Below are 14,029 nucleotides of genomic sequence, written 5' to 3'. Positions count from 1 at the left end.
ATATCTGTGCCATAGCTCAATACTATGGCACATCTGGAGTGAACTATGGGTGCATTAAAAGGAATTCGTGTATTGGACTTAAGCCGTGTTTTGGCAGGTCCTTGGTGCGGTCAAATATTGGCTGATTTAGGTGCAGAGGTAATCAAAATTGAGCGTCCTAAAGTCGGGGATGATACCCGCATGTGGGGACCACCCTGGATGCCAAATCAGCAAGGTCAAGCGACGAAAGAATCAGGTTATTACCAATGTGCGAACCGCAATAAATATTCTGTAGCCATTGATATTGCTAGTGAAGAAGGCCAAGCCCTAGTCCGTGAAATTGCTAAAACGGCAGATGTGGTGATTGAAAATTACAAAGCAGGTTCACTTGCTAAATATGGTTTGGATTATGCATCGCTCAGTGCGCTAAATCCAAATATCGTATATTGCTCAATTACAGGTTTTGGTCAGGATGGTCCACGTGCGGAAGAACCAGGCTATGACTTTATTATTCAAGGCATGTCAGGTCTGATGAGTATTACTGGTGAATCTGATGATGTAATCGGTGGTGGCGCACAAAAGGTGGGAGTCGCTGTGGTCGACATTCAGACCGGACTGTACTCAACGATTGCAATTCAGGCGGCATTGTTAGCACGGCAACATACTGGACGTGGTCAATATATTGATATGTCATTACTCGATGTACAGGTGGCGGCTTTGGCCAATCAAGGTATGAACTATTTGACCTCGGGTAAAGCACCCAAGCGTATGGGAAATAATCACCCGAATATTGTGCCGTATCAAACCTTTAAAGCCAAAGATAAGGAATTTATTATTGCCTGTGGTAATGATAAGCAATTTAAAGATTTGTGTATTGCGATTGGCTATACAGAACTGTTGGATGAGCCAAACTATTTACGTAATCAAGATCGAGTGAAGCACCGTGAAGAATTAATTCCATTATTGAGTGCTTATTTTCTCACTCAAGATGCTCAAGTTTGGGTTGATGCGATTCATGCGGTAAAAGTGCCTGTGGGTGTAATCAACTCTGTAGAAGACGCATTAAATGAACCGCAAATTCAACATCGTCAAATGGTGGTGAATATTCCACATGCTTTAAATCATGATTTTAAAGTGATTGGATCACCGATGAAATTATCTGATACGCCTGTAGAATACCGTCATGCACCGCCGCAGTTAGGGCAGCACACAATCGAAATTTTGTCCCAATTTAAAACTGAAGCTGAATTAAATGAATTGGCTGCACAAGGTATCATTGATCAACTCAATCATCCTGCAGCTTAAAATTTCATGGGATTATTCTTCAAACTATTCTTCAATATATGGGCTTAAACGCCTATGTGGAATGAGTGGAGTTAAAAGTTTAGACCGAAGGACTCCAATACTTCGGTCTTTTTCAATATCAATATTCATTTACGGAGTGCTTTTAATGTTAATTTTCTAGATAAAGTATAATTATTCATTAAAGCTTGGGCCTGCAATACGGTCTTTATTTTTTCGTATGAAAGAGATGTCCATACTTTTGCGCCTTGATATTTTTTCTTTAAGCTATAACTTTAAAATTCTGGAATCCACAAACCAATTTCCGCAATGCTGCAGGCAATAAGCATTTATATGCCTATTTTTCAAGTCTACTAATTGCACAGAAAGATCTCGATACCACCTCCATTGGCGAGAGTATAAGTCTTCAAACGAAATAAAGCCCTGCACAATGGTAAGGCTCTATTTTAATAACATTACATTGAATTTGTTCAGCTGCTTATTATTGCTGTATAAAATTCTGCAAAGCCTGATTAAATGCATCTGGCTGTTCAATGTTTGAAATATGCGATGCATTAATTTCAAATAATTGGCTATTTGCAATGTGTTCTTGCATAAATTGACCATCTGCAACTGTGGTTACGGGGTCTTGTTGACCTGCAATAATCAATACCGGGATGTGAATAGACGAGATTTCATTGCGTAAATCCGCTTTAGCCAAAGCTTCACAACAACTTGCATAACCTTCTGGGCTGCCAGCTCCGAGGTCGTTACTCAAAGATTGTACAGTTGCAGTGTTACTTTGGATAAAGGGTTCTGTAAACCATCGTGATGCTGCCGTTTCTGCAATTGGTTTCAGACCTTGTTGACGGACTAACTGCGCACGTTCATTCCAAGCTGATTCTTGCCCAATTTTTGCAGCGGTATTGCATATAATGACATGGTTAAAGCGTTTAGGATGATGTATTGCAAGCCATTGGCCTGTTAAACCACCCATCGATATTCCACAAAATGCGGCTTGTTGAATACTTAAATGATCCAATAAATGGATGACATCTGTACCCAATTGATCAAGGCTATATGGCCCTTGGGGGGAAGAAGATGCACCATGGCCACGTGTATCATAACAAATGACAAAATAATCCTGCTGAAGCGCCTCTATCTGAGGCTGCCACATGCTGAACTTTGTGCCTAAAGAGTTAGAAAAGACAATCGCAGGTTGTGTGTGGTCACCAAAAGTTGCGTAATTAATCGTTGCATCATTGGATATAAATGTAGGCATGTTTTGAATCCTTAATTTTATAAATCCCCTAAATCCCCCTATAAGAAGGAGGACTTTTATTGAGGATTAAACACGTTCAATAATCAAAGCGATGCCTTGACCGACACCAATGCACATCGAACAGAGGGCATATTGACCTGAAATTGCCTCAAGTTGATTTAACGCAGTCGTCACTAAACGAGCTCCAGATGCACCTAAAGGATGCCCCAAAGCAATAGCGCCACCGTTTGGATTGACATGTTTAGCACCATCTTCCAAACCAAGTTCACGGGTAACCGCTAAAGCTTGAGCCGCAAAAGCTTCATTCAGCTCGATTACATCCATTTGTTCAAGGCTTAGACCTGTTTGAGCTAATAGCTTTTTGATGGCAGGCGCAGGACCAAAACCCATGATTTTGGGTTCAACACCCACCACCGTTGCCGCAATAATTTTGGCTCGTGGCTTTAACTTAAATTTGTTAACAGCATCATCTGAAGCAATCAGTAGTGCAGCCGCACCATCATTGATCCCTGAAGCATTGCCCGCAGTTACCGTCCCATCTGCTTTCACCACAGGTTTGAGTTTTGCCAAACCTTCTGCTGTCGTCGATGCGCGTGGATGCTCATCTGTATCGACTATCAGTGGGTCGCCTTTACGCTGAGGAGTGACGACAGGGATGATTTCTTTCTCAAAAAAACCATTGGCTTGTGCAGCGGCTGTACGGCGCTGACTTTCTAAGGCAAAAGCATCTTGATCTTCACGGTTAATATTGAATTGTTCTGCCACATTTTCAGCGGTTTGAGGCATGGTTTCCACGCCATACATTTGTTTGAGTATTGGATTGATAAAACGCCAACCCATGGTGGTGTCTTCTATCTTTTGGCTGCGTCCATAAGCACTTTCCGATTTACCCATAACAAAGGGCGCACGGGACATACTTTCAACACCGCCAGCAATAATTAAGTCTGCTTCATTTGCTTTAATTGCACGGGCTGCCATCGCAATTGCATCAAGTGATGAACCACAAAGTCGGTTCACAGTTGTAGCAGGAACTTGAAAAGGTACACCTGCGAGTAGCGACGACATTCGTGCAACATTACGGTTATCTTCACCGGCTTGGTTCGCACAGCCGTAAATCACGTCATCAACAGACTCCCAAGCAATACTTGGATTTCGCTGCATCAGTGCCTTGATAGGTAAGGCACCTAGGTCATCGGTACGTACTGCTGCCAAACCGCCCGCATAGCGACCGAAAGGGGTGCGGATTGCATCAATAATATAGGCATTTTTCATTTTATAAATCCTAAAAACTCAGCTCCTCCCTTTTAACGGGAGGTTGGGAGGGATTTACAGGAAGTTAATTTTTTAAATTAATCCTCCCTAAATCCCTCCTTTAATCAAGGAGGGACTTTTTGCTTTATGCTGTCGTATCTATCAGCTTTGCACCGGTCATTGACTGTAATTCGTCAAAGCTCAGACCCTCAACTTTTTCAATCACTTTCATGCCTTCAACTGTTACATCAATCACGCACAAATCTGTGTAAATACGATCGACACATTGCAGGCCTGTCGCAGGGTATGACAATTCAGCGACAATTTTCGGTTCACCTTTTTTGGTCACATGGTCTGTAGTAATAAAGACTTTTTTCGCCCCAACAGCCAAATCCATTGCACCACCTACAGCAGGAATTGCATCTGGCGCACCAGTATGCCAATTTGCTAAGTCACCATTTTGGGCAACCTGAAAAGCGCCTAATACTGCAATATCTAAATGCCCGCCACGCATCATGGCAAAAGAGTCACCATGGTGAAAAAAGCAGCCGCCCGTTTGCATAGTAACAAACTCTTTTCCTGCATTAATTAATTCAGGGTCTTCTTCGCCTTTAGCCGGAGGAGGACCAAAAGCTAAAAGGCCATTTTCTGAATGTAGAAAAACATCTTTGTCTGTTGGTAAATAATTTGAAATTTTAGTGGGTAAGCCAATGCCTAAATTGACATAAGCACCATCTGGAATATCCTGTGCAACACGTTCTGCAATTTGATCACGGGTTAATTTGGTATAGCTCATGGTTCTTTCCTCACGTGATTTATGCAGATTGCTCAAGCTGTGCAGGTTGAACAGCCACGACATGTTGTACAAAAATACCAGGGGTAATAATGTGCTCTGGGTCCAATGCACCAAGTTCAACCACTTCTGAGACTTGAGCAATCGTCACATCTGCCGCCATGGCCATAATGGGGCCAAAGTTACGCGCTGATTTGTTGTAAACCAAGTTGCCCCAGCGGTCGCCCTGATGTGCTTTGATTAAAGCAAAATCAGCTTTAATTGGATTTTCGAGGACAAAATCTTTGCCTTCATAATTGAGTGTAGGTTTGCCTTCTGCCAGCAACGTACCGAAACCAGTTGGTGTATAAATTGGACCCAAACCCATGCCTGCAGCTTGAATACGGCAAGCCAAATTACCTTGCGGTACAAGCTCAAGTTCTATCTTTCCTGCACGGTATAGCTCATCGAACACCCAAGAGTCGGATTGGCGAGGGAAAGAACAGATCATCTTACGGACAGCACCAGCTTTGAGTAATTTAGCCAATCCATAGTCACCATTACCTGCATTGTTGTTGACGATGATGAGATCTTTGATGCCAAGTTCTATCAATCCATCAATCAGTTCAGCAGGCTGACCAGCCGTACCGAAGCCGCCAATCATAATGGTAGATCCATCCTTAATTTGAGAAAGTGCTTCTGTTAAGGAAGCGGTACTTTTATCAATCATGCTACGATCCTTCATCAAGAACGATAAAACTATTTACCTGACTAACCACTTCAGTCATACAAGGCAGATAATCTTTTATTTCAAATATTTACAAACTTAAATAAAAATACAAATCAATGGATTCCAATCATGTATTACACAATTGGAATCCAATCGCATCAGCTGTCATCACTACGAACAGAAGAGGGATGACGATTTAAAGCCATGACTTCAATATTCATATACGGGTAAAGGGGAAGCCCTTGTAAAATGTTGTGTAACTCTTCATTGCTTTCAACATCAAAAATACTGATATTTGAATATTGACCAGTAATGCGCCAGATATGACGCCATTTGCCTTGACGTTGTAGATCTTGTGAATAAGCCTTTTCTACAGCTTTAATTTCATTGGCTTTTTCGACTGGCATATCTAATGGAATATTGACATCCATGCGTACTTGGAAAAGCATTTCTCACTCCTAGCTAAATGTTATTTGCGACGTAAGTCATCAATTTTGTTTTCATCAATTTCAATCCCTAAACCCGCTGTGGTCGGAATCTTGAGTTCGAAATCTTGATATTGAAGCGGGGTTTTTAAAATTTCTTCAGTTAGCAGTAATGGACCAAAAAGCTCTGTGCCATAAGCTAAATTGTCAAATGTAGAAAATGCATGTGCCGATGCAATAGTGCCCACAGGGCCTTCAAGCATGGTTCCACCATATAAATCGATACCCGCAAGTTTGGCGATTTTAGAAACCTCACAGCCTTCGATTAAACCGCCAGACTGTGCAACTTTGACTGCAAAAACAGATGCAGAATTGTGCCGCGCAAGTTGATATGCCGTTTGCGGGCCCATCAGTGATTCATCTGCCATAATGGCTATATCAAAACGACGAGTTAAACGGCGCATCGCGTCAATGTTATCGATCGCGCAAGGCTGCTCAATCAGATCAACACCACCATCTTGTAACAATTGAATGCCTTTAATGGCATCTAGTTCAGACCATGCACGGTTAACATCCACACGGATAGAAATGTCTGAACCTAACGCTTTTTTGATGGCTAAAACATGCTCAACATCAGCTTCAACGGGGCGTGAACCGATTTTAAGTTTGAAAATATTGTGTCGTTTTGCCGCAATCATCTTTTGTGCTTCGGCAATGTCTTTTTCCGTATTGCCAGATGCAAGTACCCAAAGAACAGGTAAGCTGTCACGTAAACGACCGCCCAATAATTCACTCAAAGGCAGATTTAAACGCTGTGCCAAAATATCGAGTAGCGCCGTTTGAATGGCACATTTAGCAAAGCGATTGCCGTTAATATTACGTTTAATGGCTTGCATGGTTTGAGCAACATTCAAACCAGTGAGAGTTTTCAGTAAAGGACTAAAATAAGTTTCAATATTGATTCGAATGCTTTCAGGGCTTTCTTCACCATAGCCTAGACCGCCAATCGTCGTCGCTTCACCCCAACCGATATAACCATCTTCGGTGGTGATTTTAATCAAAACAAGGGTTTGCGTTTGCATGGTTGCAACAGCCATCTTGTGCGGACGGATTGTTGGGATTTCCACGAGCAGGGTTTCAATCGACTTATACATCTTGCGTATTTCTTATCTATCCAACTATTTATATACCCTAATTTAATGTAATATCTTTAACTAGAGCGATTTTGGTATTTTTAGATACTTAAAAGGTATATAAATGGAATTAAGGCACTTACGTTACTTTGTCACCGTGGTTGAAGAGCAAAGTATTACCAAGGCAGCAGAAAAATTATGTATTGCTCAGCCACCTTTGAGCCGCCAAATTCAAAAACTTGAAGAAGAGCTGGGGATTACCTTGTTTGAGCGTGGTTCTAGACCCGTGAAAACCACAGAAGCAGGTATGTTCTTTTATGAGCATGCTGTGCAGATATTGACGCATACCGCCCAGGCCACAACCATGGCACAGCGGATTAATGCCGTCGATAAAACTGTCCGCATTGGTTATGTCAGTTCGCTTTTATACGCATTATTGCCACAAATTATTTATTTATTTCGACAACGTAACCCAGATATTCATGTTGAACTCATAGAATGTGGTACACGCGATCAGATTGAAGCCTTAAAAACCGGTCGAATCGATATTGGTTTTGGACGACTGCGATTAACAGATCCGTCTATTAAACGTATTTTATTAAGAAAAGAAGCGCTACGTTTAGCTATACATAAAAATCATCATTTGGCTGAATTTAAAGACAAAGGCATTTATCTTTCTCAAATTTTAGATGAACCAATTTTTGCCTACCCTACGACACCTAAACCGAATTTTTCCACCCTCATCCAATCCATTTTTACCGAATTAGGACTTGTACCTAAACATTTAACCGAAGTGCGTGAAATTCATATGGCTTTGGGCTTGGTGGCGTCGGGAGAGGGCATTTCTCTGATCCCTGAAAGTGCCAGTGATATTGGCATGAAAAATTTGATGTATATCCCAATCTTAGATTTGGAAGCCTATAGTCCAATCTCTTTGTCGGTGCGCAATATGGATCATAGTAATTACATTCCAAAGATACTGGATTGCATTCGTGAAGTCTTTGTTGAAGAAAATATCGATCTGCGCGCCATCGATGCAGATGCATAACTAAGTCAAGGTTTCATGGTCGATGTAACACAAGATCCACTATTCAGATGATAGGGTCTTATGGAATATCAATCATTTCAGCCCAAAGCATCCTGATAAATACAAGACTGAGCTATTTCAAAAACCTTTTCATCTTCAATACTCAATTGATCATATTGCTGCATTTTTTGAATCATCCATTCAAAATCTGAAGTTTGTGGCGCTTGGGTCTTACCAAAATTTTGAATGATGTTTTTGATCCGATGAAAGGCCTCGACGTGAATCTGCTCAGAACAATCAAAACGGATGATGTGATATTGCTTTAACAAAGAAAATATTTCAGAAAAATGCGTTTGTTGAAGCAGATCGTTTTGGGCTTTTTGGATGGCAAGATGGATTGCGTTTAAGGTATTGGGATGTTTTTCTGCCCAATCATGGGTAAAAGCCAAAACTTTATCTGGAATATGATCAATAATATCTTGGCTATTGACGATAATACGACTATAGCCTTGTATTTCAGCTTGTGTATTCCACGGCTCTCCGACACAAAATCCATCAATTCGTTGCGTTGATATTGCTTCCACTATATAAGGCGGTGGAAGAGTTGAAAAGGTCTGCGTTTGAGCGAGTTCCGTGTCGGCAAGTGCCAGCCATTCTCTTAGAATATAATGATGAATCGAATGCTGAAAAACATGCGCCAACTGAATCGTTTGATTCTGTTTTATCGCCGATGCAATTTTCTCTGCTGAATTTTTTGGTAGATCCAAAGCATGGATATTTAATTCATAGCACAGCTTTTGACTCAAACTAATATAAGCACAATTAGTACTGAGTGTAAGAGAGGTTTGTAAGGGAATGCCGAGATGGTCTTTACCCGTCACAGACGCAGGCAGCATGGCCGATAAGCAATGGGCAGCATCTAAAAAACCAAAAGCTAGACGGTCGCGTAAACTTGCCCAAGACGGTTCTTGAGTCAGTGTGACATTTAACCCTTGTTCAGCAAAATATCCTTGATGTTCTGCCCAGAGCAAAGCAACACAGTCGAGTAAAGGAATATAGCCCAATTGAATATCTGTTTTTTCAAGCTTTTGCATGGTTTATTCCTTAAATTGAGACTGTAACAACGCTTGCGCATCAAGCAGCCGACGCGCCATTTCACCCATTGTCATACGGTGACTCATGGCATTTTTTCTCAGTAAATTAAATGCTTGATCTTCGGTTAAACCATGCATTTGTATTAAAAGCACTTTGGCTTTTTCAATATCTTTTCGATCGGCCAGTTTGCACTTGGTTTCAGCCAAATCATTCAGTAGTTTTTTATGCTTTTTATATTGTTCAATCGAAATTTCTAAAATGCTATTCAAACGTGCAGGGTCAATACCATCGACAATATATGCTGTCACACCCGCATCAATCGCGCTTCGGATAATTTCGAGACTCGAATTTTTAGTGAATAGAACAGTCGGTAAGTCAAATTGGCTGACACAGCTTTCAATGACATCGCGATGCGGATGATCCATATCCAATAAAATCACATCTGCCTGAATATTTTGCAGATATGACATATTTAAATGATCAATCATAAAACTGGCGACCACATCAAAGTCATGCTGAATTAATGAGGCTTGAATAAATTCAGCGCGTTCTTGATCATCATCAATCAGGGCTATTTTTAGTTTTGGCATGCAAACACTCAGACAGAGCCAAACAGATACGTATTGAGCTTGCTAAGCAAATTAAATGCCAAATCTAAAGGCAATACAAAATATAAATCTGCTTCTATGTTTGAGCATAGTTATGTGCGCATTTTTAAATTGAACCATTTCCATGCACTGATCTTGTGCAGGGCTGAACCACGCTTGAACATTTAGCTGCATCTCTATAGGCACATTGACTATCTATTCACCTTAATTCGCTTAATTTCTGACAAGTCGGCGTTCAAAGCCGCAATGTAAAGATGAATTGAAGTCGAAAATAAAAACTTGGCATGGCTCGTGCTTAATACTTGTTGAGTCAATGAAGACTCTAAAAATTTGTTAGACGGCCAACGACGTCCGTTCTGATCGACTCTGTTATGTGTTAGCGACATAACCGAGTAATTCATGCGTTCAGTTCAGTCAGGAGAAGGTTATGTCTTCAAATTTAAATGCCAAAAAAGCCACAAAAATAAGTCTATTTAATTTTTCTTCAGCAGCAATGCGGGCCTTCCACATGAGTTGGCTCGCATTCTTTGTTTGCTTCTTTGCATGGTTTGCCTGTGCGCCGTTGATGCCAGTGATTGCAGGCGAATTTCACCTGACTAAAGATCAAATTGCCAATATTAATATTGCCGCGGTTGCAATCACGATTTTAGTCCGCCTGATTGTCGGCCCTTTATGTGATAAATATGGCCCGCGTAAGACCTACACAGCATTATTAATTGTCGGCAGCATCCCAGTCTTTGGGGTTGCATCTGCGAATAGCTATGAATCTTTTCTTTTCTTCCGCTTGCTGATCGGTGCGATCGGCGCAAGCTTTGTCATCACGCAATACCACACTAGCATTATGTTTGCGCCTAATGTGGTGGGTACAGCCAATGCGGCAACAGCAGGCTGGGGTAATGCCGGCGGCGGTGCAACTCAAGCCCTCATGCCTTTATTGCTTGGCGCACTCGTTATGTTTGGTGTAGAGCAAGCGATGGGCTGGCGCATAGCGTTAATCGTTCCTGGTGGGATGATGTTGATCGTAGGCGCGCTGTATTGGAAATTTACCCAAGACTGCCCGCAAGGCAACTTTAAAGAACTGCGTGAACAAGGCGTTGCAGTCGGTTCAGATAAAAAAGGCGGTGTAGCCATTCTCATGCACGCTGCACGTAACTATCGCGTATGGATTTTATTTGGCGCTTATGCAGCTTGCTTTGGCATTGAAATCTTTATTCACAACATTATTGCGCTGTATTACGTCGACAACTTCCAATTTGGATTAAAAGAAGCGGGTATGGCAGCAGGGATCTTCGGTCTATTGGCACTGTTTGCCCGCGCGCTCGGCGGCATTGTTTCAGACAAAGTCGCGACTACCAAAGGCTTGGATGGCCGTACCAAAGTTCTGTTTGCGATGATTCTGCTAGAAGGACTGTTTTTAATACTGTTCTCGCAAATGAGCACGCCAATCTTCGCCATTCTTGCCATGACAGTCTTTGCGCTCTTCACCCATATGGCGTGCGGCGCAACCTATGCCTTGGTGCCATTCATTGACCGTGATGCTTTAGGCGGCGTGGCAGGCATTATCGGCGCAGGCGGTAACGTTGGTGCGGTAGCTGCAGGATTCTTGCTTAAAGGCATGTTGGATATTCAAACCACGCTAATGGTGCTTGGCGGTTTGGTGGTGATTGCAGCCAGCTGTGTACTGATGATCCGCTTCTCTGTAGAGCATAAAGAAAAAGAACAGCGCTTATTTGAACAAGCTGTGAATGAAAGAAATCTAGCTGAAGTTCAAAACTAATACAAATAGCAGCCTAAGCGTATAGAGGCTTAGGCTGTGCAAAAGAAAATATTGCGGAGAAAGAATATGAAAATCATCATGATTGGACATGGCATGGTTGGCCACAAGTTTATCGAATCTGTACTGGAACACGCAGGTGATGATGTTGAATTAACCATTTTAGCTGAAGAGCCGCGTCTAGCTTACGACCGTGTGCACTTAACTGAATACTTCAGCGGCAAGTCAGCGAAAGACTTAACCCTGTGCCGCAGCGACTTTGCTGATGCATACGGTATAGATTTACGCCTGAGCACCAAAGCAGTTGAAATTGATCAGTGCAATAAAACGGTCACGACCAATCACGGTGATATTCTTTCTTTTGACAAGCTAGTGCTCGCAACAGGTTCATATGCATTTGTGCCGCCAATTCCAGGAAATGAGCGTGAAAACTGCTTTGTGTACCGTACCATTGAAGACTTGGATGCCATCCGTGCCGCAAGCTTCAATGCTAAAACAGGTGTGGTGATCGGCGGCGGTTTATTGGGTTTAGAAGCAGCAAAAGCGCTGCGTGATTTAAACTTAGAAACCCATGTTGTTGAATTTGCACCACGCTTAATGGCAGTTCAGATTGATGATCTAGGCGGTAAAGTTTTACGCTCGAAAATTGAAAATCTAGGTGTTAAAGTCCATACGCAAAAAGCAACATCTTGCATTGAAGACGGTGCAAATGCGAAGCATGTAATGAAGTTTAGTGATGGTTCTGAACTGGAAACCGACATCATCTTATTCTCTGCAGGTATCCGCCCACGCGATGAATTAGCGCGCCAAAGTGGTTTAGCCATTGGTGAGCGTGGCGGTATTGTAATTAACGATTATTGCCAAACTTCAAACCCTGACATTTATGCCATTGGTGAATGTGCGCTTTGGCAAAATAAAATTTATGGCCTAGTTGCGCCGGGCTATGACATGGCACGTATTGCAGCAAAGCATGTGATGGAACAAAACTGCACGCTTTTCGCTGGTGCAGATATGAGCACCAAGCTGAAACTGATGGGAGTTGATGTTGCATCTGTAGGCGATGCGCATGCAATGACACCAAATTCTTTAAGCTATTTCTATGCAGATGAAGCAGCTCAGGTTTATAAAAAAATTGTCGTGAATGCAGAGAAAACTAAGCTGCTAGGTGCAGTATTGGTGGGCTGTGCTAAAGAATACAATGACCTGCTGCAAATGATGCTGAATGGCTTAGAAGTTCCAGAAAGCCCAGAAAGCCTAATCATGCCTGGCTATGCACAATCTGCAGGTAAATCGGGCGGAAGCGGTGTCGATCTGCTGCCAGACAGCGCAACGATTTGTTCATGTAACAACGTCTCTAAAGCAGATATTTGTTCAGCCATTGCTGACGGATCGACTTCTTTAGGTGCATTGAAAAAATGTACTAAAGCTGCAACAGCTTGCGGCGGCTGTGCGCCATTAGTCACTCAAGTACTTAAATCGGAGCTTCAGCGTCAAGGTGTAACTGTAAATAACCATTTATGTGAACACTTTGCTTATTCACGCCAAGAGCTCTATCACTTGGTACGTGTGAACGAAATCAAAACCTTTGATGACCTGATTCAACAGCATGGCCATGGTTTAGGCTGTGATATCTGTAAACCGACGGCAGCCAATATCCTAGCGTCATGCTGGAATGACTTTGTACTTAAACCAAGCCATGCGGGCTTGCAAGACAGTAATGACTACTACCTAGGCAACATACAAAAAGACGGCTCTTATTCAGTCGTGCCACGTATGGCAGGCGGTGAAGTTACTCCGGATGGATTAATTGCCGTAGGTCAAATTGCGAAAGAATATGGTCTATATACCAAACTGACAGGTGGTCAGCGTGTCGATATGTTTGGTGCACAAGTGCATCAGTTGCCTGAAATTTGGGAAAAATTGATTGCTGCAGGTTTTGAGTCTGGTCATGCATACGGTAAATCATTGCGTACAGTGAAATCATGTGTCGGCAGTACTTGGTGCCGCTATGGCGTAGACGACTCTGTGGGTTTGGCGATTTTCCTAGAAAACCGCTACAAAGGCCTGCGTTCACCGCATAAATTGAAAATGGCAGTATCAGGCTGTACCCGTGAATGTGCTGAAGCGCAAAGTAAAGATGTTGGCGTGATTGCGACTGAAAAAGGCTGGAACCTTTATGTATGCGGCAACGGCGGTATGAAGCCGCGTCACGCAGAGCTTTTGGCATCAGACTTAGATACGCAAACATTGATCAAATACATTGACCGTTTCTTTATGTTCTACATTCAAACAGCAGACCGTTTGCAGCGTACTTCTGTATGGCGCGACAACATGGAAGGCGGTTTAGATTACCTGAAAGATGTCGTTGTGAATGATTCGCTTGGCGTAGCTGCTGAACTTGAACGCCGTATGAGCCATGTTGTGGGTACATATCAAGATGAATGGCGTACTGCTGTAGAAGATCCTGAAGTACGTAAACGCTTTGTGACTTTCGTGAATGCAAAAGCAGAACAGCAAAATGATCCGCATATTCAGTTTGCATCCGTTCGCGGTCAAATCAGACCCAAAACAGAAGCTGAACGCGATACGACACGCATTCCAGTGGTTGAAGCTTAAGAGAATAACGAATTTAAAACTTCTTTTATTTGATTTACATCCTTATTCGGTTTCTC

The 14,029-nt window shown here is 42.3% G+C and carries 12 protein-coding genes; 4 read left to right on the top strand and 8 right to left on the bottom strand.

Annotation, left to right across the window (positions count from 1 at the left end; translation table 11 throughout):
- Positions 1-45 precede the first annotated feature (45 nt).
- Entirely contained in the window at positions 46-1,284 is a 1,239-nt protein-coding gene (locus FTU02_RS02965; protein ID WP_180155710.1) for a CaiB/BaiF CoA-transferase family protein, read from the top strand.
- Between the two features lie 478 nt (positions 1,285-1,762).
- Here FTU02_RS02965 and pcaD read toward each other — a convergent pair whose 3' ends face one another.
- The 6 genes from pcaD to FTU02_RS02935 all read right to left on the bottom strand — a co-directional run bounded on the left by pcaD (position 1,763) and on the right by FTU02_RS02935 (position 6,874).
- Complete coding sequence (gene pcaD / locus FTU02_RS02960) at positions 1,763-2,542, bottom strand: 3-oxoadipate enol-lactonase (protein ID WP_180155708.1); 780 nt, start codon at positions 2,540-2,542, stop codon at positions 1,763-1,765.
- A gap of 66 nt (positions 2,543-2,608) precedes the next feature.
- A complete protein-coding gene (gene pcaF, locus FTU02_RS02955) occupies positions 2,609-3,814 on the bottom strand; it encodes a 3-oxoadipyl-CoA thiolase (RefSeq protein ID WP_180155706.1) in 1,206 nt (401 codons plus the stop codon).
- Positions 3,815-3,938: 124 nt separating this feature from the next.
- Complete coding sequence (locus FTU02_RS02950) at positions 3,939-4,589, bottom strand: 3-oxoacid CoA-transferase subunit B (protein ID WP_078193766.1); 651 nt, start codon at positions 4,587-4,589, stop codon at positions 3,939-3,941.
- Between the two features lie 19 nt (positions 4,590-4,608).
- Complete coding sequence (locus tag FTU02_RS02945) at positions 4,609-5,295, bottom strand: 3-oxoacid CoA-transferase subunit A (protein WP_078193765.1); 687 nt, start codon at positions 5,293-5,295, stop codon at positions 4,609-4,611.
- A 158-nt stretch (positions 5,296-5,453) separates the two neighbouring features.
- Positions 5,454-5,744, bottom strand: a complete 291-nt coding sequence (catC, locus tag FTU02_RS02940) for a muconolactone Delta-isomerase (protein WP_078190886.1) — start codon at positions 5,742-5,744, stop codon at positions 5,454-5,456.
- A gap of 20 nt (positions 5,745-5,764) precedes the next feature.
- Positions 5,765-6,874, bottom strand: a complete 1,110-nt coding sequence (locus FTU02_RS02935; protein WP_180107046.1) for a muconate/chloromuconate family cycloisomerase — start codon at positions 6,872-6,874, stop codon at positions 5,765-5,767.
- 103 nt (positions 6,875-6,977) lie between these two features.
- Between FTU02_RS02935 and catM the strand changes: the two genes are divergently transcribed.
- Positions 6,978-7,901 carry a cis,cis-muconate-binding transcription regulator CatM gene (gene catM, locus FTU02_RS02930; RefSeq protein ID WP_078193763.1) on the top strand — a complete coding sequence of 308 codons (924 nt, stop codon included), beginning with the start codon at positions 6,978-6,980 and terminating at the stop codon, positions 7,899-7,901.
- 77 nt (positions 7,902-7,978) lie between these two features.
- Here the strand turns inward: catM and FTU02_RS02925 are convergent, their stop codons facing one another.
- Entirely contained in the window at positions 7,979-8,974 is a 996-nt protein-coding gene (locus tag FTU02_RS02925) for an ABC transporter substrate-binding protein (RefSeq protein WP_180155704.1), read from the bottom strand.
- Positions 8,975-8,977: 3 nt separating this feature from the next.
- Complete coding sequence (locus tag FTU02_RS02920) at positions 8,978-9,565, bottom strand: ANTAR domain-containing response regulator (protein ID WP_078190882.1); 588 nt, start codon at positions 9,563-9,565, stop codon at positions 8,978-8,980.
- Between the two features lie 445 nt (positions 9,566-10,010).
- Between FTU02_RS02920 and FTU02_RS02915 the strand changes: the two genes are divergently transcribed.
- Together FTU02_RS02915 and nirB are read left to right on the top strand one after the other, a co-directional pair.
- Positions 10,011-11,360 carry an MFS transporter gene (locus FTU02_RS02915; protein ID WP_180155702.1) on the top strand — a complete coding sequence of 450 codons (1,350 nt, stop codon included), beginning with the start codon at positions 10,011-10,013 and terminating at the stop codon, positions 11,358-11,360.
- A gap of 66 nt (positions 11,361-11,426) precedes the next feature.
- A complete protein-coding gene (nirB, locus tag FTU02_RS02910) occupies positions 11,427-13,973 on the top strand; it encodes a nitrite reductase large subunit NirB (protein WP_218956146.1) in 2,547 nt (848 codons plus the stop codon).
- Positions 13,974-14,029: the final 56 nt, after the last annotated feature.

It is taken from the genome of Acinetobacter sp. YH12045 (genome assembly GCF_013419925.1).
Taxonomy (GTDB): domain Bacteria; phylum Pseudomonadota; class Gammaproteobacteria; order Pseudomonadales; family Moraxellaceae; genus Acinetobacter; species Acinetobacter amyesii.
This window is presented reverse-complemented; position numbering and strand designations above follow the sequence as displayed.

What these genes read in the sequence shown, in the direction of transcription:
- FTU02_RS02965 (WP_180155710.1), top strand. Translation starts at nt 46, where the DNA reads ATGGGTGCATTAAAAGGAATTCGTGTATTGGACTTAAGCCGTGTTTTG.
- pcaD (WP_180155708.1), bottom strand. Translation starts at nt 2,542, where the DNA reads ATGCCTACATTTATATCCAATGATGCAACGATTAATTACGCAACTTTT.
- pcaF (WP_180155706.1), bottom strand. Translation starts at nt 3,814, where the DNA reads ATGAAAAATGCCTATATTATTGATGCAATCCGCACCCCTTTCGGTCGC.
- FTU02_RS02950 (WP_078193766.1), bottom strand. Translation starts at nt 4,589, where the DNA reads ATGAGCTATACCAAATTAACCCGTGATCAAATTGCAGAACGTGTTGCA.
- FTU02_RS02945 (WP_078193765.1), bottom strand. Translation starts at nt 5,295, where the DNA reads ATGATTGATAAAAGTACCGCTTCCTTAACAGAAGCACTTTCTCAAATT.
- catC (WP_078190886.1), bottom strand. Translation starts at nt 5,744, where the DNA reads ATGCTTTTCCAAGTACGCATGGATGTCAATATTCCATTAGATATGCCA.
- FTU02_RS02935 (WP_180107046.1), bottom strand. Translation starts at nt 6,874, where the DNA reads ATGTATAAGTCGATTGAAACCCTGCTCGTGGAAATCCCAACAATCCGT.
- catM (WP_078193763.1), top strand. Translation starts at nt 6,978, where the DNA reads ATGGAATTAAGGCACTTACGTTACTTTGTCACCGTGGTTGAAGAGCAA.
- FTU02_RS02925 (WP_180155704.1), bottom strand. Translation starts at nt 8,974, where the DNA reads ATGCAAAAGCTTGAAAAAACAGATATTCAATTGGGCTATATTCCTTTA.
- FTU02_RS02920 (WP_078190882.1), bottom strand. Translation starts at nt 9,565, where the DNA reads ATGCCAAAACTAAAAATAGCCCTGATTGATGATGATCAAGAACGCGCT.
- FTU02_RS02915 (WP_180155702.1), top strand. Translation starts at nt 10,011, where the DNA reads ATGTCTTCAAATTTAAATGCCAAAAAAGCCACAAAAATAAGTCTATTT.
- nirB (WP_218956146.1), top strand. Translation starts at nt 11,427, where the DNA reads ATGAAAATCATCATGATTGGACATGGCATGGTTGGCCACAAGTTTATC.